The sequence below is a fragment of the Mycolicibacter kumamotonensis genome, from assembly GCF_002086285.1.
GTDB classification, from domain to species: domain Bacteria; phylum Actinomycetota; class Actinomycetes; order Mycobacteriales; family Mycobacteriaceae; genus Mycobacterium; species Mycobacterium kumamotonense.
On the sequence record NZ_MVHU01000045.1, the window covers coordinates 1 to 26,667 of the forward strand.

The window sequence follows — 26,667 nt, forward strand, 5'->3', positions numbered from 1 at the left end:
GCGGGCCGCAGGACCTTTCTGCGACTGACCGTCCTGATCATTCGAACGTCGAAACGACATCTTCACCCTTCCCGATATGTGTATGTGCGCTCCATATGCACACTCAGCTAGTTGCGGTGATCCTAAGTGAATCGGCGGTCTCAGCGAAATCGCTGCTCTACCGGCAGCAGAGCGGTTCTACACCCCGCGCCCGAGGGCCTTACCAAGCATGCTTGCTCCCTTTGGCCTGAGATAATCCCAGGTTGACCTTAGACTAGCGATTGACCTAATGGGAAGAAAAAAGTTCGAAAACATGTAAGTTACTGCCGGGTAAACCAACAACACTCCCCGCGACCTGGGGTTTGGGGTCCGGCAGACGACACCAACTAAGCCCTCGATCCACCGATGAACACGCGCGGCAGCTGAGCCGGGCCGACGGCTGACGGGCTCCTGTTGTTAATCACGATTGTCGCGCCGTGGGCAGCAGGTAGCGGCTGGTCGGCCCGTTGGCACCACCCGAGGGAGTTGTGCCACAAAGTGAATCATGCATGCGCCCAAGCCCGCCAGGTGGTCCACGCAGGATGGGCCGCCGTTGCGGGCGGACCAGTCGAACCGGAAGGTTGATGACTTCGCCCCGCTGGCGGGCCCGCGAGCCAAGACGTGCTGGCCACCAGTCAACGCGACGGTGGCGCACAGCAAAGTGGCGGCGATCGCCGCCAGGGTGGCGTTCAGCCTGCCGTAATCCAGGCGATTGCTACGCAAGTAGCGAAGACGTTATCGATGAGCTGAAAGCCGTCGCGGCCCGGTCTGGTGACCGGGCCGCGGCGGTTCTCGCAGTAGCGATGGTGGAGAGGTTTTAGCCAGACGCACCCGGTGAGCCGGGGTCCCCGGGCGCGCCAGCCGCCCCGACCGCGCCATAGATCCCGCTTGTGCCGGGAGCACCGGCCGCGCCGCCGGCACCACCGGCACCACCGGCACCACCATCGGGACCACCGGTTCCGCCATTGCCACCGGTACCGCCGTTACCGGCATCGCCGCCGTCACCCATCCAATTCGCACCGGCGCCACCGGCCCCACCGGCCCCGCCGACACCACCGGTACCACCGGTGTTACTCCCGGTGCCGGTGATGCCCGTGGCCCCGGCACCGCCGTCACCGCCGTCACCACCCATACCGAAGAAGAAACCGGTTCCACTGCCACCAGCACCGCCGACACCACCGTCAGTACCCGGCATCGTGGCATCGCCGCCATCGCCGCCAGCGCCAGCGATGCCGTAGGCGGTGGACCCGCCCAGACCACCGGCAGCCCCGGCGCCGCCATCACCGCCGTCACCGCCATTACCGTTGTAGGCCACGCCCCCGACGCCGCCAGCCACACCGGCCTCAGTGCTGTCCCAACCGTCACCGCCGTCACCGAACCACAACCCACCGGCGCCGCCATCAGGATGCAACTCTGTTCCATCCAGACCATTGCCGATCAGAATGCCTTCACCGCCGATACCGGTCCAGAGGTTATTCAGCAGGTTGTCCCACTGAACCGTCCAGTCGCCCAGGAACGTATCCCCGTTGATCCAGTCCTGGTTCCACTCATAGGCCGGATCGTAGATATTGGTCTGGTACCACTCCGCCAGGTTGAACGGGTCACTGGCAGGCGCAAACCCAGGCAGCGCGGCGTCGTCAACACCGGGCAGCGCCAAATTCGACGGGTCATAGGTCCACGAACCCTGCAACGCGTCATTGAGGTTGTCCAGCCAGCTATCCAAGCCCTGACCCGACGACGGGTCCACCGCGAACAGGGCATCGAGAAGCTCTTCAAAGCCGAAGTCGAAGTCGTCAGCCTTCGCCACCGGCGCACCCAACAGCGGCGACAACCCGAAGGTCAGAAACGCGCCAGCCGCAGCACCCAGACTGATGACCTTGCGGGCCGCAGGACCTTTCTGCGACTGACCGTCCTGATCATTCGAACGTCGAAACGACATCTTCACCCTTCCCGATATGTGTATGTGCGCTCCATATGCACACTCAGCTAGTTGCGGTGATCCTAAGTGAATCGGCGGTCTCAGCGAAATCGCTGCTCTACCGGCAGCAGAGCGGTTCTACACCCCGCGCCCGAGGGCCTTACCAAGCATGCTTGCTCCCTTTGGCCTGAGATAATCCCAGGTTGACCTTAGATGCTTGACAGCCCTCGGCGGAAGGGGGAAAGTTCAAAAACATGTAAGCTACTCGTCGGTAAATCGACACATTCCCGTGACCTGCGGGTTTAGGCCCAGCAGACCGCACCGGCCAAGCCTCGCCCCACCGATGAGCCGGCAGCCGAACTGGGCGCTGACAGGCTGACACGCCGCTGTTTTTAATGATTGGCAGACTATGGGTAGCAATCGGTCGCCGGTCCGCCCACCTGACAGCCGATGATGTTGTGCCACAAGGCGACCCAGACATACGCCCAGGGCCAGCAAGGCGTCCGTGCCGGCTAGGCCGGGGGCGCGGGCAGCCCCGTCAAACCGAAACGTCGATACTTCGGCGCCGCAACCGGGCCGCAGCGAACCACGGCTGAACGGCGCCAACCACTAGGCCGGTGGCGAGCAAGCAGATTGTGGGGCGACCGCCGGCGCCGTTGATGTTCAGTCAGCCGCGACTTCAGCTGTGCGGGTAAATGTTTCATCAACAATGGCTATGCCGACAAATGGACGACCAGAGCTTGCACGGCGACATTGCTAACCACCTGCAGCCAGCCGCAACCGATCAGATCGATCAGCGCCGAGGACCGCCGGAAAACAGACCACGGCAGACCAGTTCGAGGCGGTGACTCAGACAGCAGTTGACCGCGGGCGGTCTCGATAGGGCAAGCCGCTGACTTGTGGATATTGACCGCGGCTGCCACACTCTCCGCGTGCGCGGAATCATCCTTGCGGGTGGAACCGGATCCCGGCTGCATCCGATCACCGTGGGTACGAGTAAGCAATTGCTGCCGGTTTTCGACAAACCGATGATCTACTATCCGCTGTCGACACTAATCCTTGCCGGAATTCGCGACATCCTGGTCATCACCACACCGACCGACGCCGCGGCATTCAGCAGATTGCTGGGCGACGGATCTCAGTTCGGCATCTCGATCAGCTACGCGGTTCAGGCGAGCGCCGACGGACTCGCCCAGGCATTCACACTCGGCAAAAGCCACATCGGAAGCGACTCAGTCGCACTGGTGCTCGGCGATAATATCTTCTACGGCCCCGGCCTGGGGTCACAGCTCAGCCGACTGCGAGACGTCCGCGGCGGCAGGATTTTCGCCTACCGGGTCTCCGATCCCACGGCATACGGTGTCGTCGAATTCGACGCGGACGGCAACGCGGTCTCCCTCGAGGAGAAACCGAAGCGTCCGCGATCGAACTACGCGGTGCCCGGACTGTACTTCTACGACAACGACGTCGTGGAGATCGCAGCCTCGATTCGGCCCTCGGATCGCGGCGAGTACGAGATCACTGACGTCAACCGCGCCTACCTCGACCGCGGCACGTTGTCGGTCGAAGTGCTGCGTCGCGGCACCGCGTGGCTCGACACCGGGACCTTCGATTCGCTGCTGGACGCCGGCAACTATGTCCGCACCATCGAATTACGTGCCGGCCTGAAGATCGGTGTGCCCGAGGAAGTTGCCTGGCGCCGCGGCTTCATCGATGACGAGCAGCTGCGGGAACGCGGCGAAAGCCTGATTAAATCGGGATACGGCCGCTACCTGCTCGAACTGCTCGACGGCGGCTAACGGCTGAACTCGACCACCGCTTTCAAACGCGCCGTCCGAAATACCAACTGGACCAACGGTTTATCGGTCAGTACGACTGGTGGATCGGCTGGACCGCCGCGGGAAATGCTCGCCACGGAGGCCGGGCGCACCCTGAGCCGGTGACCGGGCACGGTAGTTTCCGTGGATGGCCCTGTGTGTCAGATCAGCACCGGTTGTGGCAAATATCACCGGAATATTACCCGCTACGGTGAGTAGTTTCCGGGGTCACGCGACTCGCTGCCGGCGACGCCAATCGGCTCACGCCGCGAGATCAAACGCGTCGTGCTCCACGAACTCGGGCGCCGCCTTGGGGGTCAAGTGATACACGCTCGATCGAGTTTGGTCCCTAGGAACACGAGAATTGGGTACGGGATTTCGCTTCACTATCGAATTCTTTGTTGTCAATACCCGCCGGCGGACGTCCTACAGACGTGATTATCCGGGGGTGTGCTGCCCGATGTCGGGTCTAGTGCTGCGGGTTTGCGATGCAGTGGACTTCGTCGAGGCTGGCGGTGCGCGGGACGATAGCCGGATCGAGGTTGGTGTTTTTCTCGCTGACGACTCGATCTAGGCGCGCGGTGTCGAACATGGCTGGGCCGCGGGCCATGACGCTGGTAAGGATGTAGCGGCCGGTGTCGGAGGCGCGGTGGATCGCCTGTTCGGTTGCGCTGGTTCCGGTGAGTTTGGTCGCGTCGTTGAGGTTGATGCCGACCTGGAACACCTGGGGGTCGGCGTCGAGTACTGCGGTCAGGCGGGTGAGGTAGTTCTCGGGGGCGAAGAACCGCCAGCCTTGATCCAGGTGCAGCCAGAACCGTCCGTTGATCTGCGAGTGCAGCGCTGCGAGCTGGGCTCCTGGCCCGCCACCGGATTTGTCCCGGGTGAAGGTGAGGAACCCGTAGCGTTTGCGCAGCTTGGCTCGATCGGCGGTCGATAGGCCGGCATCGAGCACTAGGAAGTGCCCGATGCGTGAGGTATCGAGGCAGCAGTTCAGGAAGGAGTTCAGCGTCTGCTCGGTGGCGTATCGGTCGGGTCCGGCGATCAGGGTGACAGTGACCTTGCCCTGCCCGGGGTTCGTAGTCAGGGCCTGGACCAGGTCTGCGGGATAGGTTGCGGCCGTGTCGAGCATGGCCGGTACAGAAAAGTCGCGGTTGGCGGCGATCCGTTGCCGATCTGAGTCGGGGAGGTCGGCGCGGGCCAGCAGTCGTCGAGCCAGGGTGAATGCTTCGGCATGCCGGCCGATCCAGGACGCACACACCGCCTGCTCATCAAGGGCACGCCACGTATAGATCTCGGCGAAGTATCCGAGGACAAAGAGGTCGTCGTCGGGAAGGGGGATGGCGGCAGCGTGCTGGGCGAACACGTAACCAAGCCAATAGCGTTGCTGTTTACGATATTCAGTGGCGAGGGCGTGCAGTGCCTCTGCGCGGGTCGGTCGGGAAATCGAGGAGCGCAAGTAGGCGTCTTCAACATCGGGCCACGGTTCACCGAGCTTCTGCATCGTCGCCGCGAGCCGGTACATCGCCCAGTAGACCTCCTCATCATCGCCGCCCAACTCGATGCGTCGCGCATACCATCTGCGCGCGGCGATGAAATCCTCCAACTGAAAGCAGGTTTCGGCGAGGAAAAACACCGAACGTGCATCCTCAGGATCACGCTCGACCTCAGCCAACCACCGATCACGCTCAGGTGCGAACTTATGCCTGAACAGTTCGCGCTCACGGCGCTCCTGATCAGGGCTGTGTTCGCCGGAAGGCGGGTCGATGTAGGGGTTGTTCGGCACGACAGGCTCGTCGGCAAGCTCTTTGAGGCTCGCAGTCAATGCGTTGTCGATGATGGCGACCTGGTCGCGCGCGGAGAACAGTTCGAAGCCCCGCTCGGCGAGTTCGCGCCGTGCGTCCTCGTCGCCGAGCAGTTCCACGCAGCGATCAACCAGGTCGCTGTAGTCGGCGAACGCGACACCGGACTCCAGCTCGTGCTCCAAGACCGGATCGTCACCCCGCTCAGACACCACCGCACGCTTGTTGGCCAGCAGATAGGACACTCGCGCGATCTCGAAGATCTTCGCATCCCAGTAGTGCATGTTCAGTACGAGCTTCGAACGCGCAATCCACGCATCACGACTCGCCCCGTAAACGCCCGACAGCCATTTGACGCGAAGACCCCGATCATGCAGATCCTTGAGGACCGCGTACCGACGCTCGTAGGATGCGCCGTAGAAAAGGACGTCAATATCCTCGGGGACCGGAGTAATCCGGGTCAGCTCGGGGACATACCCGATCGGAACATAGGTGGGCCTGGGCAGCCCCCGAGCAGCGAGATACTCGATGTTGGCCTGACTGTAATCCCACGTCGGGTAACGCCGAAAAAGATCGAAGAATGCCGGCAACGTCGCCGACGGCAAGTCGTCACCCAATTGCTCAAGGTTGTAGAAGATGGCGTTCTTGGGCGGTTTCAAGGCATGCCGGACGAGGATATTTCCGCCGAGGACAATGGTGCGACGCTCGTCGAGATCGAGACGATTGGTCAGCACCGAGTCATGACCCAGCGCCAAAAGAGCATGGTGCAAACCCTCGGCAACTTCGTCAAACGCCCTGCTGTGCTGAAAGTTCAGCGGTGACACAATCGCGACGGCGAAGCGCATGCGCGCAGATTATCAGCACCAAGGCACTGCCCACGGTGCTGGGCCGAGCCGCCGTCGCATCGCTGTCGCTGTCGCTGACCGTCACGTCGGCGCGGTGTCCGCAGATGCCATCCGCGTGCGAGGATCCTATTCAAGCCGGGATCGGGTTCGACAAGCGGTGAATTTTGACGGGTTCGAGCGGACGGACGCGCACTTGTATCGTCAAAGCCCTACAACGCTGGCCTCCGGTTGGCGTTGATTCTATCTTGACCGGGGAGGTGATTACCTGGTGCTCTCCAGACTGTTGCGCGCCGGTGCAGGGCGTACGGTTAAGCGCCTAGATAAGGTGTGTGACCTGGTCGATGCCTTCTCTGGTGCTGTGGCTGCCCTCAGTGAGGCAGAACTGACGGCGAAGACCACAGAGTTCCGCACCCGCCACCGAGCCGGCGAATCCCTGGACGGTCTAATCGGTGAAGCATTCGCGGTGGCCGGCGAAGCGGCATTCCGTGTGCTGGGCCAGCGGCCCTACTACACCCAGGTGATGGCCGCTGCTGGGCTGTACTTCAACATGCTGGTGGAGATGGCGCCGGGCGAGGGAAAGACGCTGTCGTGCACACTGGCCGCCTATCTCAGCGCTATCCCGGGACACGGCGTTCATGTCGTCACCGCCGACGCCTACCTAGCGAAACGCGATGCTGAAACTATGGGCCCGCTCTATCAGGCACTGGGCCTGACCGTGTCGGCCATTACCCCAGAGATGGATACTGAGCTGCGGCGTGACGCCTACCGCGCCGATGTCGCCTACGCGACCATCAACGAGGTCGGCTACGACTATCTGCGCGACAACATCGCCACCGTGCCCACCTTCATCGTTCAGCGTGACTTGAACGTCGTGATCGTCGACGACGCCGACACAGTCCTGACCGATCAGGCGGGCCGTCCGCTGACCATTACCGGTACCGGTGCAACATGCGATGCGTCTGTGACGGTAGACGGCGAGGTGCGCGCGAAAGTGCTGCTAAAACGCTACTGGGATCGGTCAGTCTCCCGTCGCCCCGCAGCAGAACTCGAAGAAGACGTGACGGAAGAAGAAAAACACATCTGGGCCACCATTCCGGTGGCGAGCTTCTTCTCGCTGTATCGCAAGTTGGGCGCCATTACCGCAGTGTCCGGCCAAGCGGGAGCGGAGATCGCCAAGATTTATCACCTGCCGGGGGTGACGGTCCCCAGGGCGTGGCCATCTGTTCGGAAAGATCATCCCGATCTGATCTACAAGACCAGAGAGGCCAAATGGGTCGCCATCGTCGATGACATCAGCGAGCGGCATGAGCGAGGCCAGCCGGTTCTGATCGGTGCTGCCGACGACGACGCTGCGCAACTGGGCGAGCTCCTGGCCGAGCGTGCGATACCTCACCGTATCGCCGATTCCCGAAATCTTCGGTCGGCCAGCATCGTGATCGGCGAGGCAGCCCGGGCCGGTGCGATCACGATCGTGCCCGGCACGACCGGCTGGGGCGTGGACATACCACTCGACGCCGAACGCGGCGATGAAGTGCGCGAACGTGGCGGGCTTTACGTGATCGGCACTGGGCGATACCCGGCTGCGCGCACCGATCTGCAGCTCCGCGGCCGGGCTGGCCGGCGCGGCGAGCCCGGCGAATCCCGGTTCTATATATCGCTCCGCGACAACCTGGTGCAGCGGCACAACCGCGAGGCAGTCGAGTCGCTGGTCGCGTCGCCGGGGTTACCCGATAACGCTCCGCTGGCTTCGAAGGTGGTCACGCGTGTCGTCGACACTGCCCAGCTGCGAGCTGAAGACCGTGCGACCGCCCGACGGATCTCCGAGCCTGTATGGGATGCCGTCTTGGGTCAGCAGCGCAAAGTGATCTACAGACGGCGGCGTGAAATCCTCGATCAGCATGATCTGCTCGCGATGGTGCGCCGCCTGATCACCAACGCGATCACGGCGTACATTGCTGACGCCCGCGCTCAGGGCTGGGATATCGACGAGCTGTGCCGTGGGCTGAAGAAGATCTACCCGGTGGGCATCACCTCCCCCGCGTTGGCTGATTCCGGGGGCGGCTTTACCTATGACGGCATAGTGGCGGCGCTGATCGCCGACGCCGAACGCGCCTACGCCGTCCGTGAGACCGAAATAGAGGCCACGGCTGGCCCCGGGGCAATGCGCCAGGTGGAGCGGGCGGCCCTGCTATCGCTCATCGACGCGCACTGGCGCGAGTATCTGCGCCAACTGGGCGATCTTCGCAGAACCGCCGACTGGCGAACACAGGCTAACCCACCAGGGATGGCGACTAAATCGGTTGACCATTACGGCCGGGAGAGCCACGCGATGTTTAGCGCGATGTCCTCGGCCCTGGACCGAGAGTCGCTACGCTGCCTGTTCAATGTCGAGGTGGTTCCAGCGGGACCACCGAGCATGACGGAATGACCCATGCGGCACTGCGTCTCGACCGGGCACGCCTGCACGGCGGCAGCGCAACGCAGCCGCCGTCAACGCCGCCGATCAGGTTCTGCCGGCCACACCCAGGTCGCCTTGTTCGTCGAGCAATGACCCGCCGTAGCTCTCAAACCGAGGAGGACCGCTGTATTGGACCACCCTGCGGGATCGATTGGGCTCAGGGTCTAGTGGCCGTGCTACAGTACTCTTCACCTGCGAAGTGCCTTCCCGCTGGAATCATGGATCCTAGAGAAATCTCATTATTCCTTGCAGGACAGGCACTTTCGCTATTCAACACCTCGTGTCACGCCGAATTTCGCGAAAAATCCAGGCTAGTCACTGCAAGGGAGGGAAGGTAGGCGTGGGGTCGTGAGCAACGCATGTACGAGTCCGGTTGCTGCCATCGGCACGGCGAGCCGACTTCCTGGGGGCATCGGCTCGCCCGACCTTTTGCGGGAGGCACTGCTGCGCGGCGACGACCTGGTTGCGCCCGTCTATGGCATAGATATGGCTATCCTCTCCATCATTCAGTCGCCAGAACGCTTCGGCGCAGCAGGTGCTCTCCGTGACCTACCGAAAGGGTTCGCTCAATCCAGGATCGCACGATAGGTTTCGGGGATGGACAATCAGGAATCCCGTATCGGAGACAAGGTGCCACCGGGCATCCTCGCGTTCTGGGACCAATACGAGCTGATTTCCAAATCATCGTTCTTCAGCGCCGATTTTTACCTGCGCATGTACAAGGATGTCGCCAGCCACGGACTCGATCCCGTCGTGCATTACCTGAAATACGGCGCGGCGGAGCGGCGCGATCCGCACCAGCAATTCGACACCGCGTACTATCTGGAGCAATGCGCCATGCGCGGGTTCCAACCCGAAAACCCCTTGCTGCACTTCCTGATCGAGGGCCGGGAGCTGGGCATTTCGCCCAACCGCGACATATCTCGCCCAGACGAGCAGTGGGTGGAAAGGCGTGACGATGCCGCGCCGACCCAACTCGACAAGGTGCGGCAATCGGGCTTGTTCGACTGGCATTACTACAACAACGCCGGCGGGACGCACTTCCAGACCGAGGACGAGGCGCTGAGGCACTTCTTCTTCGAAGGTTACCGGGAAGGCCGGCGGCCAAACCTGTACTTCGACCCCGACTGGTATCTGAACCTCTACCCTGACGTCCGCGATGCGGGCATCCAGCCGCTGTATCACTTCGTGAACCTGGGCGACCTCGAAGGGCGGCAACCAAGCCGCATCTTCGACGCGGCCTGGTATCGCAGTGCCTACGCCATCCCCGAGACCGAAAACTCGCTCGCCCACTATCTCGCGCATCGCACAACCTACCGGTTCAGCCCGCTGCCGGAGTTCGATATTGAGCATTACGCGACCGCCAACAAGGACGTGCGCGACGCCGGCGTAGACGCGTTCGAGCACTTTCTGTTCACCGGCTACCGCGAAGGACGCAGTCCTTCACCTTGGTTCAATATCCGTTACTACGCAAGGCGCTACCTGGGCGGTGACCTCGAGAACAATCCGTTCCTACACTTTCTCGATCACAAGGATCAACCCGGCGTGCACGGTGCGCCTCCCGATGATGAGTCCGGCATTGCGCGCGCGGTAAAGCAGTTCACCGCGCCCTCGGCGGGCTTCGAGGAGTTCAAACCCATCCCCCCGTCGGCGCCGCGCAAGGCCAAGGTGCTGGCCTACTACCTGCCGCAGTTCCACACCTTTCCCGAGAACGACCGGTGGTGGGGCAAGGGCTTTACTGAGTGGACCAACATCGCGCGCGGCGTGTCGCGCTACAAGGGACACTACCAGCCGCGCATTCCGCGCGATCTCGGCTTCTACTCGTTGGATTCCATTGACACGCTCAAGCGCCAGGTGGCGATGGCCAAGGGCGGCGGCATCTACGGTTTCGTCTACTACTACTACTACTTCAACGGCAAGCGGCTGATGGAAAAGCCGCTGGAGCAGTTCCTCGCCGATCCGTCCATCGACATGCCGTTCTCCCTCATGTGGGCAAATGAGAACTGGACGCGCCGCTGGGACGGCGCCGAGAGCGATGTGCTCATCTCCCAAAACTACGAACCCGAGGACGACGAGCACCTGCTGGAAAGCTTCGTCCACCACTTCAAGGACAAGCGTTACATCCGCATCAACGGTCGTCCGCTGCTGATGATCTATCGCCCGGACATCATCCCGGAGCCGAAGAAGTCGCTGATACGCTGGCGCGCCCTGTTCAAGGAAAGGTTCAACGAGGATCCCATCTTGATCATGGCGCAGGCCTTCGATTCGACCAATCCGGCCGAGTTCGGCTTTGACGGCGCTGTCGAGTTCCCGCCACACAAGCTGACAGCTCACATGCCGCACATGAACGACCAGCTTGAACTCATCGACTTCGAGTTCACCGGCCATGCATTTAACTACGACGAGGTCGTCGCCCGCTCGGTGAACGAACCAATACCTTCGTTCCCGTTGATCAAGACCGCCGTGCCGAGTTGGGACAACGACGCGCGCCGGCAAGGCACCGGGCTTGTTCTCCAAGGCTCGACGCCCGCGAAGTATCAGGCTTGGCTCGGCCAGCTCATCGAAAAGGCACGCGAGAAGCCGTTCTTCGGCGAACACTTCGTCTGCATCAATGCCTGGAACGAGTGGTGCGAGGCGGCGTACCTGGAGCCGGACCTCCATTATGGCTCGGCCTACCTGAACGCCACCGGTCGTGCTGTCGTCGGCGCCGTGTCGGGCGACTACAAGCTTCTGCTGGTCGGGCATGATGCCTTTCCCAGCGGCGCGCAACATCTGCTCGTCAGCATCGCGCGTCGGCTGCAGAGTGACTGGGGCGTGCAGGTCGAGTTCCTGCTGCTGGATGGCGGCAAGCTGGAGGAAACCTACCGCGACGTGGCACCGGTGACCATAGCCGACGGAGAGACGCTTGCGGCACAGGTCAAAGCCTTCAAGATGCGCGGCTTCGCGCACGCGATCGTCAATACCGTGGCGGCCGGGCTGATCCTGCCCCAGCTGCGGAATCACGGCATCGATTCGATCTGCCTCGTCCACGAGTTGCCGCGCATCATCCGCGAAAAAAAATTGGCGGCCAGCGCCAAGGCGGCGCTGGAACTGAGCAGTCATGCCGTATTCCCTGCCACTGTCGTACGCGACCAGGTCGCCGCCGAAGTCGGAGTGGAGGTGGATGACCGCATGCTGTTGCTACCGCAGGGTATGTACAGGCCGCTCGCCGAGCCGGAGGATGGCGGTGCGGCCATCCGTGAGGAACTCGGTATCGCCGCCGACGAGAAGCTGGTGCTCGGGATCGGTTACGCCGATCTACGCAAGGGCTTCGACCTGTTCCTGCAGGTATGGCGGCAAGCGAACCACCTGTCCAAGCAGCGCGTGCATTTCTGCTGGATCGGCGACATGGACCCGTCATTGCGCGACTGGTTGACCGCGGATATCGCCGATGCGAAAAGCACGGGCAGTTTCCACATGACGGGCTATCGAGGCGACGTCGAGCCGTTTCTTTTCGCGGCGGACGCTTTCGTGCTCACGTCGCGCGAGGACCCTTTTCCCACAGTCATTCATGAGGCGCTCGGCGCGGGGTTACCGGTGCTGGTGTTCGACGGGTCGGGTGGCATGCCGGATTTCCTGGCCCGGCATCGGATGGGGACCGTGGTGCCGCCCGGCGATGTCATCGCCATGGGCAGGGAACTGGCCCGTCTGGTGCGGGGTGGGAAACGTACGGCGGATGTCGCGCGGCGCAAGGAGTTCGTGCACACGCATCTCGATTTCGGCGACTACGTTCACCAGCTGTTGCGGCTGGCGATTCCCCAGTTGCCTGCCGTCTCGGTCGCCATCCCCAACTACAACTATGCGCGTTTCATGCCGGCGCGGCTGGCATCGGTGTTCCAGCAGAGCCACCCCGTGCACGAGATAGTGGTGCTCGATGACTGCTCCAGCGACGACAGCCTGGACGTGATCCCGCAGATTGCCAGCGAGTGGAATCGTAAGCTGACGCTCCTGTCCAGCGAGGCGAACTCCGGGTCGGTGTTCGCACAGTGGCGCAAGGCCGCGGAACTCGCGACCGGCGAGTACCTGTGGATCGCCGAGGCCGACGACCTGACGGATCCCGGATTTCTCGGCGCCGTGGTGGGCGCGATGCAGGCCGACCCCGCGATCTGCCTCGGCTTTTCCGACAGCCGTACGATCAACCACGACGGAAGCCCGCTGTGGGACAGCTACAAGGGCTACTACGAGCACGACGGCTGCGGCACACTGGCTACGTCGGCCACCTTCGACGGGAATGACTTCGTGCGCCGTCATCTCGCCGTACGCAATCTCATCCTCAACGTCAGTGCCGTGGTCTGGCGCCGGGAGGCCTTGCTGCGCGCGCTCGATGCCTGCCAGGAAGAACTCAAGACCTTCCGTATGGCCGGTGACTGGCGCCTGTATCTGGAGGTACTGACTGCGCCGGGGGCGCGCATCACCTACATCGCCGATCCTCTGAACGTGCACCGGCGCCATGCAGAAAGCGTCACGCATGCCCTCAAGGCAGACAAGCACGTTGCCGAGATCGCGCAGTGTCATGCGCTTAGCGCAGAGAGATTGAAGTTGCCGGCCGGGGTACGCAGCCTGCAGACGAAGTATCGGCAAAGCGTCGAGGATCAGCTCAAAGGCCGCGGCGACGGACAAGGCCGGTAGCGCCGCCTCGAAGCGCAGGCGAGCAACACCTGTGGTATCGGCGCAGCTTCGCAAAGCGCATCGCAGCGCACCCGGTCCAAAGGAACATTAAGGCGATCGCCTTCTATCTGCCCCAGTTCCATCCCATCCGGGAAAACGATCGGTGGTGGGGCAAGGGATTCACCGAGTGGCGCACCGTGAAGCAGGCGACGCTCTTCCCCGGTCACCAGTAGCCGCGTATCCTATCGGACCTGGCTACTGCAACCTGTGCTTACTGCTCCGTGGCGATTCCATCGCTCCTCGCCGAGGGGCCGCCACATCCGCGGCGATGCGCTTGTCGGCAACCTCATCGGCCGCCACCGGCAACAGCTTCGTCGGCGGCCCCTGCCGCTGCAGCGTGGTCTGCGAGGCCAGCTTGTCCACTTCCACGGCGTCCTGGCATGACACCACGTCACGAATCGTGGGGTCAGGAAGCTGCATGGAATAGGGCGCCTGAAACTGCTTTATGCTGGCGCTTTCATCCATGAATCGCAAGTTGTAAAGATGCATCGGATCAGTTTGCTGACCGTCGTCCCTGGCTAGCATGGTCAGGCAGTCTCTTGGCACTTTTCCAGGGCCCCAATCAATCACTTCCTGGATGATAACCCGTCCGCCGCTTTTCACAATGAGATCTTCGATATTTTGCTGAGAGACAGAAAGAGCTCGTAGGCCGACCTTGCTGGCATCCTTAAATTCGGGCCCAACCTGGGCCATGTTCGAGTGATGAAGGAACGCGACACCGCGCTTGTTCAATTTCTGGAGGATTTGAGGAATATAGCTCTTCAACACATCAAATTCGGCGTGCACGAGCGAATCGAACGAGAATACGAGATCGACGCTATTGTCCTCGACTTCGCCCAACGAGTAGCCGTCGTTGTGTACGAACCGAGCATGGTGTGCATTAGCAAAGGTTTTTTGGCATCCGCGGACGCATTCCAGCGAAATGTCGACGCCAACATAGTTGCGAGACAGTGGAAGTAGGAACTTTGTCCACCGACCCATACCGGGGGCTATTTCAAGAATACTGCTTGCAGGAAGGACCCGGTGCAAGCGAGGATATAACGAGCCGAACCATTGCGCCTCGCTACCACCCCAAGCATCGCTCCACTCTTCTCCCCGGGCATCCCATTTGTAGCCGCCGTCCCAGAGTTGTCGGTTCCAATCTGTGTTCTGCATTGCTCCTCCAATATGTTTGCTAAACAGGTTGCATTCTCGCCGGACGACATTCCAAGAATAAGACTACTGGAGGTGGCGGCGGGCACCCCGGCGAAGAGCGGACTTGGCGCGCGACGACGTTCCCGGGTGGCCATCGGCTTAATATCCCTACCCAGCGAAACGCCCCTTCTTCCACTTCCCACCGTGCGCCTCGGGCCCACAGAGCCCCGGAAAACTTCACAGAATGCTAGCTGACGAGAAGGTTGACGTGAGGTGCATTCCGCGGGCGAGTTCTGCGACTTGAACCTGACGTGAGCAAGTAGGCTGTCAGCGTGCCGGTCGCCCTGACCGGACTGCTAAACGGACAGGACAGCACCGGGCATGGCATCCAGCGGAGTCGCTCCTCCACCGATTCTCGTCATCGGCATGCACCGATCAGGGACGTCGGCGACGACTGGCCTCCTGGCCCACCTCGGCGTCTATCTGGGAGCTCCGGAGCGATTCCTACCAGCAGACGTCCACAATCCCGAGGGGTACCACGAACTGCAGGATGCCGTAGACCTCAACGATCGCCTGCTCGACTGGTGCGGCTCGGCCTGGGACCTTCCACCCGAATTGGGCGATCCGCATCTCGGACAGTTGCAGCCACCACCGGACCTGGTCGCGCGGCTGAAGTCACTCGTCGCCTCGATGGACGCTGAGGCCGCCGCCGTCGGGCGGCCCTGGGCAGTGAAGGATCCTCGACTCAGTGTGCTGTGGCCCTTCTGGTTGCAGGCGAAGCCGACCGCCCGGGTAGTGCTTTGTGTGCGCAACCCGGCGGCGATCGCGCAGTCGCTCGAGATCCGCAACGGACTGTCGCTGCGATTCGGGCTCAAGCTCTCCGAGCAGTACTTCGAGCACCTGCTCAGCATTCCCAAGGAGCGAATCGAAGCGCAGGTTCGTTACGAGGAACTGGTTTCCGATCCGGAAAAGGTGGCGCGAGACCTAGTGCGCAATCTGCGCCTCGAGTCGGACGTCGACCGAACGAGGATGGCCATTTCCAGCGTCAAGGCCGAGCTGGCACGGAATCGGGGACGGCTCGAATCAATGCCGGCCTCGATCGATTCTCACAGTATCTCGCGGGCGTACGCGCGAATGCTCGCGCACGGCCCGGCTCCGGTGGTCGAACCGGTGAACCCGCCCACACTCGGCCTCGCCCCAACGTCATCGCCCACCGACGTGGCGTTCGAGAACGAAGGTCACGCCGCAACGACTCCCGTGGAGGTGTCCAGCTTAAATGGCTGCGCACCCCGCCTCATTCTCGCAGGGCATTCCCACCTCCGCGCCATCGCCGGACGACCTATTGTTTCCGAATCGTCGGAGCTGGTTGCCGGCCCGCGAGGGGACGGCATGCTTTTTTTGGTGGGCCCAGGGCCTAAGCGGGACATGAGCTACTTCGATACCCTCGCCGATCTTGCGATTGGCGCGGATGTCGGCATCATTTGGAACGGCAACGAGCACCTTGCTCTCTATTTCTTTGAGGCGGAAACGCCGTTCGACTTCCTTTCGGCACATGTGCGCACGATGAACCCCTCGGCTCAGATGAAGTCGCAAGCCGCCATCCGGCACCGGTTCCAGCAGACCAGTTTCGATACTCTCGACGTGGTGTTGAAGCGGCTGGCGACCGGCGGGCTGAACCGCATTGCGCTTATCGGCACGCCGCCACCGAAGGGCGACAATGAGGCGCTACGCGCCTTGCTGCAGACTGAAGAATTCTTCGTCAATTGGGCGGCGCAGCTTGGGCACTCCGTGGAGACGGTTCCTATCACCGATCCCTATGTGCGACTAAAGCTTTGGTATCTGCTGCAGGACATGCAGGCCGAAAAAGCCCGCGCTCGGGGGCTGATGTTTATTCCTGTCCCCAAGGAAGTTCAGGATGCCGACGGCTTCCTGAAGCGTGAGTTTTGGCAGGATGTGACCCATGCAAACCGCGCCTATGGCAACGTGATGTACGAAACCGTGCTACGGGCCTTCAACAAATAGGGCGAAACACATGGCGAAGCACCCCTACAGCGATCAACCAGACCGTGCTTTTTGGTCGCGCGCCGTCGCAAGCAACTGGTCGCCGGTGGATCTGGTAACGGCGAATGAACCGATCCTTAGGGCCGACAGCCGAGTTATGTCAGCGGGGAGTTGCTTTGCCGCTACCATCGTGCCGCATCTGGAAGCCGCCGGCTATCACTACGTCCGGACCGAGACGGCCGAGGCGAACGACCGATTCCACTACGAAAGCTATTCGGCAGCTTACGGGAACATCTATACGCCAAGGCAATGGCTTCAGCTCATCGACCGGGCCGAAGGACGGTTTCACCCGCGCGAAGATCGCTGGGCTACGGCGGACGCCGTCATCGATCCGTTTCGCCCAGGGTTGCCCTATCCGGCCGAATCAGAGGAGGAATTCGATCTCCTGACTCGCTCCCACCTGGATCGGGTGCTGGCCGCGATCGGTGAATGCAATGTTTTCATCTTCACCCTCGGGCTGACTGAAAGCTGGGTCTCCACCCTCGACGGCGCGGTCTTTCCCGCCTGCCCCGGGACAATCGCGGGCGCCTTCGATCGCGAGAGACACCGGTTCGTCAACTTCACCGCCAGCGAGGTCGTCGCCGACATCCTGGGCTTCATCGATCGGATGCGGGCCATCCGGCCGGGGTTGAAAATCGTGCTGACGGTATCGCCAGTCGGAATGGTGGCGACCGCCACCGCCGAACACGTCTATACCGCAACGGTATATAACAAGTCTGTTCTGCGTGCCGCCGCCGGGGAGGCCGTCGCCGCGCGGCCGGATGTTGTCTACTTTCCCAGCTATGAGATTGCCACAGGCCCGGGGGTCGAGAACCATTTTGCTGATGACCGCCGCACGATGACGGTTGACGCTGTCAAGACGGTGGTGGATGCAATGCTGAGCAGCAGCGAACCTGCCGCGTCCGGAGGCGAAGGCGATCGGAACCGCCGCCGGGCGTTGGAGCAATTGTCGCGTGAACTTGCTGAGCGCGAATGCGAGGAACTCATGAATGACACCAAATAGCTAGATTTTTCTAGTAGACCATCCCCAATGCCCGTCCAAACCGGAGCCAGCATGACCGTAGCGCGCAGAGCGGGCGATGTGGTCCAAACACGTGGAGTTCGAAGTTGAGTGCATCGACCGGAGGTTTTTTCTCCAATAGGGCTTGTATCTCTTCCGGATTGGGAGTGCGTGGGGCCGCGGCAATGACATGGTGAGGCTGGGAATGTAGGCGGGTCCTGGGGTGTGAGGATGAGAGCTCCTACACACCAATCTCACGACCACAGGACCCAATGTCTGACCTGAGTTTGGACATTTAGCTTAGTACCCGGATTTGAAGCCGAGGCCGGTAAGGATTTTGCGTTCGGCGTCGGGGATGGCTGGTGGGAAGGTCTGAGTGGCGCCGTTGATGTTGATGGTGGCGCTGCGCAGCGGCCGTAACGTCTTGAGGACCTTGACGATGGAGACGCCGGTGCGCGATTGGACGGCGTGGGATACAGCTAGCCCCGATCTGGCATTGATGGATCGCGCGATCGATTTGCGCAGCCGCCGTTCGAGCCGTGGCGTCAGCTCGACGAGCGCGCCTACCGCCTCGCGCATGCCGCCGGGGCGTATACTCCGGCTGACGATCCCCAACCAGCATTAGTTAGCCAGAGTTAGGTTAGGCGGCAACCCGTGCAACTTGTAAAGCCGGTCCATTGGATTTCCGAGACGAAGTTTGTCGTCGACGGTCTCGAATTCGGCAGTGACCTCGCCTCATACGCCGAAAAGACAACCCGCGACCGCGTGGTGATCCTGAAGGACTCGCGACTGTTGCGGGAGTATCTCGATTTCCTCGCGCCGCATAAGACGGCCAACATCCTTGAGCTCGGCATCTGGCAGGGCGGCAGCTCGCTGTTCTACGGCATCGCGACGGATGCGCGCCGGGTTGTCGCGATCGACCTAGCACCGGACAAACATCCGGCGATCGCGGAAATTATCGCCGAGCGCGCGCTGAGCGACCGGATCAAGCTGCATTTCGGTGTCTCGCAGGACGACCGCGACACGGTGCGCGGGGTCATCGAGCGCGAGTTCGGCGACGAACCGCTCGATCTTGTTGTCGACGACGCGTCGCATCAGTACGACTACAGCCGCAGGAGCTTCGAGATCGTCTTTCCGCGGTTGCGCGAAGGCGGCCTTTACATCATCGAAGACTGGAATTGGGCGCACTACGGCGCCGAGATCTATCAAAGCGGCAAAAAATGGGGCGACAACCCGGCGCTTACCAATTTGATCTTCGAGCTGCTAATCGCCTACGGCAGCCACCCCGATATTTTCTCGAACATCGTGGCCTGCCACGGGTTCGTCGCGATCCAGAAAGGCTCGCGGCGGCTGGACGACGATTTCCGGCTCGACGATCTGCTGCGCATGCGCGGCAAGAAGCTGACCCTGATTTAAACAGTGGTGTCACCCGACGAAGGCCGAGGGCCTGGCTCACAAAATCCCGAGGGTGCACGTACCCCGGGGTGGTTCACCGTGACTGGGCGCTTGATGGTGTCGCGGTAGGAACCTGGTTGCTTGCAGGCCGGACACACTCCGACACCGTGAGCAGCTTGCAGAACACTACCGCCGCCGGCCCGTCGATGGCAGCGTCGGTGATGGTGACCCCCAACTCGACGGTGCGGATGATCGTGTCGGCAAAAGACAGCAACAGACGAAGACGTAGGGTCGAACACAGGGCTCCCCGGCAGGTAGGCGATACGGCGTAAGCACCTGCATCTTAAAGAAGGGCATTTCCGCCCTCACTCAGAATCAGATAGTCGAGCGTGTCACAGAGTTGCGCTGTAACGCTCGTCCATGGTGTAGCCGAATTGCTTCATTTCGGTTTCGCAGTGTTTGAGAAACGTCTCCGTCTGTTCTACCGTCCAGCCGGATTCAGCGAGCGAGGATATCTTGTAGGCGCTTCCTTCTGCGCTCTCCTCTGGGCGTTGAGTACTCATGGCAATGTAAGCGGCTTGAAAGGCGCTCTCGTCCACCTGCAGAAATGTGCACAAACTTCGAGCGGTGCGCTCCGGTAGCTGAATCATGTCGCGCTGCTCGACCTCAATGAAACATCCCGGCGGCAACTGCTGCCGAACGGTCCGCCACGCGGCCATGGTCTCGGCCCAATTGGAACAGGAGTATTCGAACGGGTGTTCGGGGAATTTTTTCGAGCGCGAAATTACGTTTTCAATGCCGCGCCTCTTGGCGAACACAAAAACCGAGCCTGGCCATAGTTCCCGGATAATGGGGATCGCCGCAATCATCGGCGGATGGTGTGTCTTGTCGAACCACGGCTCATCCGGATTCAGATCGTTCACCATCGTCCGAAACACTTCGAAGATTCTGCGCTTTAGATCGCGTTTGTCGATGTTTCCCAGCATCACATTTGTGCCCGTGATTGGAAACCGACGAAAATGGTTATCCACTGACAAATCGATATGGGTAAGCAAGGGGAGGAAGTGCCCCTCTCCAAAGCCGTGGTAGCCGATAGCCGCCAGCACCCTGACGAGTGCGCTGGTGCCGGAGCGCGGGGACCCCACAATAAACACTGGAGAGTGCATCGAATCGTACCTTCTATCTGCCGGCGTGCAAGCCGCGATTAGGCGCGGCCTGACGGCAGTCGATCTGGGCCGGTTGCGGTTAGCGCCGCCTTTGCCAATCTGACGCGGTTAAGGGCTGAACGCCCAGGTCCTGCGGCGGCCGCTGGACCGCCGCGCCACCTTGGGTGCCGCGCGATGATTCTCAACTACATCGCGCGGGACACCCTCGGCTTGCCTCGGTCGATCGGTCGTTAGCGCGGTTGCTACTTCGCGTGAGGCGGCGGGCATTGGCCTTTAGCGTTTACCGGGGCCACACTGACAAACGTCGCCTGCAGCGTCCCGCCCCCATCTAGGGTCCCCCGGGCGGTGATGCACTTGCCCTGCGCGACGGCCTCCGAGTCTGCAGAGACGCCCTTGACGTAAGTCGTCTTGTCGGTAGCCGTCACGCCGGTTTGAGAGGGGTTGCCATTGGCGTCGGTATCGGCCACGTCGATGGTGTCGCCCGCCACAGAAGCAACCGTGCCGACCACCGTGAAAGGTTGGTTAGGACCTGGGGCATCGGGCGAACCGGCCGCTGCGGGCTTCGGTTGCGGGCATTTGCCGTCACCCGCCGGCGGGTTCAGTGCGACAGATATAGCAGTGGCAGGGCCACCGGGAGCGGGTTTGGCGACCACGCTCACGCAGTTGCCGACAGCCACATCGGTCAACTGAGCCTTGTCGTAATCGGTGATCGTCGCCGAGTTGAGGTCGACGGTGCTAGTCCCACCGTCCTCGGTGACCTGTACTGCGTTGCCGGCCACCGATGCGACCTGGCCTTGAACCACGTCCTTGTTTTTGGCTTTGGAGGACGTCGGTGACGACGCCGAAGCCGAGGACTGCGCATTGTCCGACTTGTCCGACTTGTCCGACGAACTGCAAGCGCCCACGGTCAGCCCGGTTGCGGCCGCAACCGCGAGAACCGCAAAACCAGTCATCCGGACGGGCTTGAGAGTTAGTTGCATTGAAACCCTTTCAAATTGTCGGCCGCTTCGGCCAGGTCGACTATGCGATTGTTCCACCAACGTCGGTACTGACTTTTGGCGATTGCTCGGCATCAGACTACATGTGTTTTGGGCAGTCGCGGGTTGCGTCCGGCAGAGTGGTGTACGTGTCGGACCTGATCGTAAGGTCTGGCATATCGTAGCCCCACCTACACCGAGATCCTACAGTCAGCCAAACGGCAGCAATTCATGAAGCTGTTGGCCATGCACCCTGGGGAACCTTCCCGGCGACGGCCCGGAAGGTTAGTCCTTTCATGAGCCCGGCGCCAGCAACGCGATCAGGCTCTGTTCGTCCTGCGGCGGAGGCACGTCGAGGAACGCCGTGAGCTCTGCGATGAAAGACCCGGGATGGGTGAGAAGCTTCTCGTAGGAGACGAACAAAACCGGCGCGTCGCAATAGAGGCTGAACATGACGATGCGCTGCTGCTGGGCGACAATGGTCCCGATGGCATACTTCGCCTCGCGGTCGCGCCAGCGCATGTGTGCCATGGTCGCCACGGCGTCGCGGCTCACGATCACGTAGTGGGGGTTGATCAAATTCGGGCCGATTGGGTTTAGGTAGTTGACTGCGTGCGGGTCTTGCCAGCCCCAGATTTTGTGCGCGGCGTTGCGCTTCTCGATGATCTGCAGACGGTGCGGGTTGTCCCGGTTCGACATCTCTTGGTCTTCATGGTTGGTAGTCACGTCGTCGCCCATGAATACGCCCAGCTTGCGCATCACGCCGGCGACGGCGCTGGTGCCGCCGCTGGGGACGCCAAAACAAACGTAGGTCTTGCGGTCCGTATTCGGTAGTCCTGAACCCCATGACACGGAAGTGGGCTGACGCGCCTCTTGCTCGCTCACTGCTTGATGCGCCTCTTGACCGCTCATTGCTAGTTCTTTCTCCACGGTGTCGAGATCGCCGAAGATCCTGGCGCGCCCCTCATCGGCGAGCTTCCTCAAATCATCGAGCTCCCGCCGCCCGCGGTTGAGGACTTCCGCCACATGGGCCGGTGGAACCGTGATGGGCCGCAGAGGAACCGAGTTGCGCCAGATCGGAGTGTTAAACAGGTTCAGGTAGAGATTCCTGATTGCGGTATACGGGATCGCGCTGAGGTCTCCCACGGCTTGGCCGATCCAGCTGTTGACCGACCGGAGTATCTCCGTCTCGGTGACACCCAGGGACTGGTTGAGAACAAGCGTCGACGCGCGAGTTGGCGCCTCCGTCTCCGGCGCCGCCTCGAACAGACCAAGCGCCCGGCACACGTTAGTTAACAACTCTGCGGCCGGCGCCCTGTGATGCGACAACACGACCGAGGTCTGATGCGGCGCCAGTGCGTCGATAAAGGCACGGGTCAGTCCCGGTTGTATGGCGGGTTCACGAGACAGAATCTGCTCGATCCCCTTCTCGAGACCGACGACCGCCCCACCCTTCACGAGTTCCTGCCAGATCGAGCCGGCGCGACGCTCGATCTCGTTCAGGGTGACCACGAGGTGGATGTCGTAGCCCTCCAGTGCATTCTTCAGTCGAGCGAGGCGGCCCGGAAAGGCGTGGGCGAACTCCTCCGAACTGAGGACGAGCGTGCCGACCTCCGCTTCCTGGGCAGCAGCGATCACCCGATCGAGTTCGTTGATCGGCCTCCCCTCCCTCAGGCACGCTCGAGCCAAATCCGCATGGCCTGGGCCGTGTCCTTCAGGGACCGGATACCAGTAACCGCCGGCCACCGGCTCGCCAAGAAGGGCGCCAAGATGTGTCTGTATCGATGTGGTGCCGGTCTTGTGTGGCCCGATATGAAGAACAATCCTCATTGCACCGCCTGGAGTGCCCGGCGGTCGCATTTTGAAGGACGACGCGTGAGGCTCGACGCATGAAACGGTTGCGGTGTGGCCACCTCGTAAAGTTTACGGCCCGGCAGATGATCCATATCCGGGTGTCTCCTCGTAAGGAAAGTCGGCGGCGCCGGCTGGGGCTGGGGCTGGGGCTGGCGACAGTCAAATTGGAATCTTAGCCTCGGACTTCCACGGTGATCGGCTTGAACCGTGAAAGCCGGAGGCTAGCCGGTCAACGAGTGGAAAGCCGGGTTGTAACCCACTGTTTGCTGCTGCAGTGGAATCGTCTCCGGCGGGCGGAGTTGGTCGAGGTACGGAAGCGGCACTGCATTCGGCCTGGTTGACCAGGCGGTTGTAGCCCTCGATGCGGGCGCTGGTCATGCCTGGTGGCGATGAAGGAGAGTCGGGACTGCCCCTGGTTTGGTTGATTCCTGACCTGTGAGGATTCGTCCTTGCTGGAAGGATCAATCTCGTGCCGAAGCCGTTTCCTGCCGAGTTCCGTGCTGACGTGATCGCTGTGGCCCGCAAGGGCGAGGCGCCGTTGCGCCAGATCGCGAAGGATTTCGGGATCTCCGAGGCCTGCCTGCATCGCTGGCTCAAGATCGCCGACCGTGACGAGGGAGTCGACCGGCCCGGGGCTGCGGCCGCCGATGGTGATCTGTCGGTGCAGCTGCGCGAGGCGCACAAGCGGATCAAGCTACTCGAGCAGGAAGCCGAGGTGATGCGCCGCGCGGTGGGCTACCTGTCGCGGGACGCCAACCCAAAATGATGTACCCGCTGGTCGGTGACCTTGCCGCCGACGGGGTTCCCGTCACGGTGACCTGCCGGGTTCTGGGGTTCTCCACCCAAGCGTTCTACAAATGGCGCAAGGCGCCACTGACCCAGCGTGATTGGGATGATGCCCATCTGATCAACGCCGCCCGCGACATCCATGCCGATGATCCCGCTTTTGGATACCGGTTCATCGCTGACGAGTTGCCCGGTCGCGGGATCATCGCCGGGGAGAATCGTGTGGCACGGTTGTGCTCCCAGGAGCGGATCTGGTCGATCTTCGCCAAGAAGCGAGGACTCAACCGTCGCTCCGGACCTCCGGTCCACGACGACCTCGTGGACCGGCAGTTCAGCGCCCCGGCCGCCAATCAGGTGTGGCTGACCGATATCACCGAGCACCGCACCGATGAGGGCAAGCTCTACCTCTGCGCCATCAAAGACGTGCACTCCAACCGGATCGTGGGCTACTCGATGGACTCGCTGATGAAGTCCTCGCTGGCGGTAGCGGCCCTAGATCATGCTGTGGCCCTGCGCTCACCGGTAGCGGCAATTGTCCATTCGGACAGGGGCAGCCAATTTCGGTCGCGCAAGTTCGTCCAGGCGCTGTCGCACCACGGATTACACGGATCGATGGGCCGCGTCGGAGCCTGCGGGGACAACGCCGCCATGGAGTCGTTCTTTGCTCTGCTGCAACGCAACGTGCTCGACCGGCAACGCTGGTCCACCCGAGCCGAACTACGCCTGGCGTGGCCTGGATCGAGCGGACCTACCACCGACGCCGCCGGCAACGCGCCCTCGGCAAGCTCACCCCGATAGAGTTCGAACTGCTCCACAGACCAGTCGCAACCGCGGCCTGAAATTCACAACCGCGGAGTCAACTGAACTCGGGGCAGTCCCGTCCGCAGACCACAGGCTGACGCCAGAGATCAGGCTACATTGTTTCTAGGTCAGGGGTGTCGTTGCAGTTCCCGCATCTGGCCGACAACGACTCACGCGGAGGTCATCTCACCGATGTCGACCGACTCCACGCTAATCGAAAACATTTTGCTGGCAGCCTGTTTGGCTGACCCGGATATTTCCGGTCGCGTCGCCGACATCGGGCCGAACATCGTCGGTGAAGCGATCCTGGCCGAGGTGGCCTGCCGGGCCGCTTTGCTCGGCGGCCCGCTCGATGAGTTGGCAATTCAGTGCGATCTCGGCTTTCGAGGCGAACGGCTGGGTTACACCCTCATCCTGGGTGATCACCGCGCTCACATCGAAACCGGTTGGTACAACGAGGCTCCCGCGACCGTCCGACAAGAACTGGTGGATCTGCTGCGCGAAGTCTTTGGTCCAGCCGGACCGCATGGTGCCACCCGGGAGATGATCAAGAAGAGTCCGAGCGTAGGTCCACGCACTCCAGAAGACACGGCGGTGGTTGCCGCGATCTCGCAGGTGGTTGCCGTGGTGTCACAGCGACCACCGAATCTGACTGAGCTTGCCGTCTTGTTCGGCACGGACAAATGGGGTGGACACTGGTACGCGCCGTACTACCAGAGGTATTTCGAGCCGTACCGGGAACAATCGGTGAAGGTCCTCGAAATCGGCGTGGGCGGCTACGACCCACCTGACCTTGGTGGTGAGTCGCTGCGCATGTGGAAGCACTACTTCCGGCGCGGACTGATATACGGCCTGGATGTCTTTGAAAAGGCCGATCTTTCAGAAAGTCGGCTGTCTGTCTTGCAGGGAGACCAGGGTGATGAGCAATTCCTCGACTCATTGGCTAGGCAGGTCGGCCCCTTCGACATCGTGATTGACGACGGCAGCCACTTCAGCCACCACGTCATCACCTCTTTCAATGCCCTGTTCCCGCATGTGCGGCCGGGCGGCCTCTACGTCATAGAGGATCTGCAGACCTCGTACTGGCCGGGCTGGGGTGGCAATACCGATCCGTCAGCTCAAGGCACGTCGATGGCTATGGTTAAGAACTTGCTCGACGGCTTGAATCACCAGGAGCAGATGCGCGAAGCCGACCGCAAACCGTCGGCGACGGAGCTGACAGTCACCGGTATCCACGCGCACCACAACCTTGTCTTCATCGAAAAAGGGCTGAACACCGAACCAGGTGCTCCGGCGTCGATTGCACGTACCGGCGACGAGCCATCGCGCGTGTACACCAACGAATGACGACAGCCGGTGTCGGAGCCTCATAGTCGGCATCGACCCGTCCGCTCATAATGCGCTCCCATTGCGCTACCTTGCACACATGCTATTCGCCGTCACCGTTGTAGCACCTCCGAGCAATCCGACCATCGGCGGAGCGTTTCGCGAAATCGCGGAGGCGGTGCATCATGCTCTTTTGGCGCTGGGCCATGACTCGGTGCTGACCGATCGTCTGGACCTCGATGACCGCCGCACCATCGTGTTCGGCGCAAACCACCTCCTCCACTACGGCTTACGACTGCCCAAGAAACCCATTTTCTACAACCTTGAGCAGCTGGGTAACGACTCGCCGTGGATGGCGACGCAGGAATTCGTCGACCTTTTCCGGCACTATCCGAATTGGGATTACAGTCAGACCAATATCGATTACCTTGCCGCTCGGGGGCTGCCTCGGCCCACGTACGTTCCGATTGGATATGTCCCCGAGCTAACGCGGATCACTCCCGCTACTGAGGACATCGACGTCCTGTTGAGCAATGATCAGAACCTGTGGATGAGCCTCGGTGAGGTGGCGTAGGAAAGGGCGCACCTTCCCGAGGATGATCTTC

16 protein-coding genes and 2 pseudogenes are annotated in these 26,667 nt (G+C 61.7%); 10 read left to right on the forward strand and 8 right to left on the reverse strand.

All coding sequences use genetic code 11. From position 1 onward, the window contains the following. Positions 1-835: 835 nt before the first annotated feature. Positions 836-1,957, reverse strand: coding sequence for a PGRS repeat-containing protein (locus BST28_RS24245; RefSeq protein ID WP_207570158.1), 1,122 nt, complete (start codon positions 1,955-1,957; stop codon positions 836-838). A gap of 692 nt (positions 1,958-2,649) precedes the next feature. Next, entirely contained in the window at positions 2,650-2,913 is a 264-nt protein-coding gene (locus tag BST28_RS24250) for a hypothetical protein (RefSeq protein WP_165758125.1), read from the reverse strand. Here BST28_RS24250 and rfbA point away from each other — a divergent pair. Beyond that, positions 2,869-3,735 carry a glucose-1-phosphate thymidylyltransferase RfbA gene (rfbA, locus tag BST28_RS20595; protein ID WP_083082716.1) on the forward strand — a complete coding sequence of 289 codons (867 nt, stop codon included), beginning with the start codon at positions 2,869-2,871 and terminating at the stop codon, positions 3,733-3,735. The two genes, BST28_RS24250 and rfbA, sit on opposite strands and share 45 nt — an antisense overlap. Positions 3,736-4,222: 487 nt before the next feature. On the opposite strand, the gene BST28_RS20600 is transcribed toward rfbA, so the two are convergent. Next, entirely contained in the window at positions 4,223-6,397 is a 2,175-nt protein-coding gene (locus tag BST28_RS20600) for a tetratricopeptide repeat protein (RefSeq protein ID WP_083082718.1), read from the reverse strand. Between the two features lie 268 nt (positions 6,398-6,665). Here BST28_RS20600 and BST28_RS20605 point away from each other — a divergent pair, with 268 nt between their 5' ends. The 3 genes from BST28_RS20605 to BST28_RS25310 all read left to right on the forward strand — a co-directional run bounded on the left by BST28_RS20605 (position 6,666) and on the right by BST28_RS25310 (position 13,735). Then, a complete protein-coding gene (locus BST28_RS20605; RefSeq protein ID WP_083082721.1) occupies positions 6,666-8,825 on the forward strand; it encodes a preprotein translocase subunit SecA in 2,160 nt (719 codons plus the stop codon). 627 nt (positions 8,826-9,452) lie between these two features. Next, complete coding sequence (locus tag BST28_RS20615) at positions 9,453-13,523, forward strand: glycoside hydrolase family 99-like domain-containing protein (RefSeq protein ID WP_083082728.1); 4,071 nt, start codon at positions 9,453-9,455, stop codon at positions 13,521-13,523. Between the two features lie 95 nt (positions 13,524-13,618). Beyond that, complete coding sequence (locus BST28_RS25310) at positions 13,619-13,735, forward strand: glycoside hydrolase family 99-like domain-containing protein (RefSeq protein WP_474630500.1); 117 nt, start codon at positions 13,619-13,621, stop codon at positions 13,733-13,735. Positions 13,736-13,757: 22 nt separating this feature from the next. Here BST28_RS25310 and BST28_RS20625 read toward each other — a convergent pair whose 3' ends face one another. Beyond that, the gene (locus tag BST28_RS20625) at positions 13,758-14,717 is read right to left on the reverse strand and encodes a class I SAM-dependent methyltransferase (protein WP_083082730.1); all 960 of its coding nucleotides are present in this window, start codon (positions 14,715-14,717) and stop codon (positions 13,758-13,760) included. 360 nt (positions 14,718-15,077) lie between these two features. On the opposite strand from BST28_RS20625, the gene BST28_RS20630 reads away from it, so the two are divergent. Together BST28_RS20630 and BST28_RS20635 are read left to right on the forward strand one after the other, a co-directional pair. After that, entirely contained in the window at positions 15,078-16,718 is a 1,641-nt protein-coding gene (locus BST28_RS20630) for a sulfotransferase family protein (RefSeq protein ID WP_083082732.1), read from the forward strand. 10 nt (positions 16,719-16,728) lie between these two features. Continuing rightward, positions 16,729-17,760 carry a GSCFA domain-containing protein gene (locus BST28_RS20635; RefSeq protein WP_083082735.1) on the forward strand — a complete coding sequence of 344 codons (1,032 nt, stop codon included), beginning with the start codon at positions 16,729-16,731 and terminating at the stop codon, positions 17,758-17,760. A 297-nt stretch (positions 17,761-18,057) separates the two neighbouring features. Here BST28_RS20635 and BST28_RS20640 read toward each other — a convergent pair. Then, positions 18,058-18,246, reverse strand: a pseudogene (locus BST28_RS20640) (IS1634 family transposase); the annotation flags it as partial. 165 nt (positions 18,247-18,411) lie between these two features. On the opposite strand from BST28_RS20640, the gene BST28_RS20645 reads away from it, so the two are divergent. Continuing rightward, complete coding sequence (locus BST28_RS20645; protein WP_083082737.1) at positions 18,412-19,173, forward strand: class I SAM-dependent methyltransferase; 762 nt, start codon at positions 18,412-18,414, stop codon at positions 19,171-19,173. A 371-nt stretch (positions 19,174-19,544) separates the two neighbouring features. On the opposite strand, the gene BST28_RS20655 is transcribed toward BST28_RS20645, so the two are convergent. From BST28_RS20655 to BST28_RS20665, 3 genes are all read right to left on the reverse strand, one after another. Then, a complete protein-coding gene (locus BST28_RS20655) occupies positions 19,545-20,318 on the reverse strand; it encodes a sulfotransferase family protein (protein WP_083082741.1) in 774 nt (257 codons plus the stop codon). Positions 20,319-20,560: 242 nt separating this feature from the next. Then, complete coding sequence (locus BST28_RS20660; RefSeq protein ID WP_234808358.1) at positions 20,561-21,271, reverse strand: DUF5666 domain-containing protein; 711 nt, start codon at positions 21,269-21,271, stop codon at positions 20,561-20,563. A gap of 318 nt (positions 21,272-21,589) precedes the next feature. Further along, positions 21,590-23,125 carry a hypothetical protein gene (locus BST28_RS20665; protein WP_133054347.1) on the reverse strand — a complete coding sequence of 512 codons (1,536 nt, stop codon included), beginning with the start codon at positions 23,123-23,125 and terminating at the stop codon, positions 21,590-21,592. 493 nt (positions 23,126-23,618) lie between these two features. Between BST28_RS20665 and BST28_RS20670 the strand changes: the two are divergent. From BST28_RS20670 to BST28_RS24255, 3 genes and pseudogenes are all read left to right on the forward strand, one after another. Continuing rightward, positions 23,619-24,774 (forward strand): annotated as a pseudogene (locus BST28_RS20670) (IS3 family transposase). A 154-nt stretch (positions 24,775-24,928) separates the two neighbouring features. Further along, complete coding sequence (locus BST28_RS20675; RefSeq protein ID WP_083082747.1) at positions 24,929-26,083, forward strand: class I SAM-dependent methyltransferase; 1,155 nt, start codon at positions 24,929-24,931, stop codon at positions 26,081-26,083. Positions 26,084-26,162: 79 nt separating this feature from the next. Further along, positions 26,163-26,636 (forward strand): hypothetical protein, encoded by a 474-nt coding sequence (locus BST28_RS24255; RefSeq protein ID WP_165758127.1) that lies wholly within the window; start codon positions 26,163-26,165, stop codon positions 26,634-26,636. Positions 26,637-26,667: the final 31 nt, after the last annotated feature.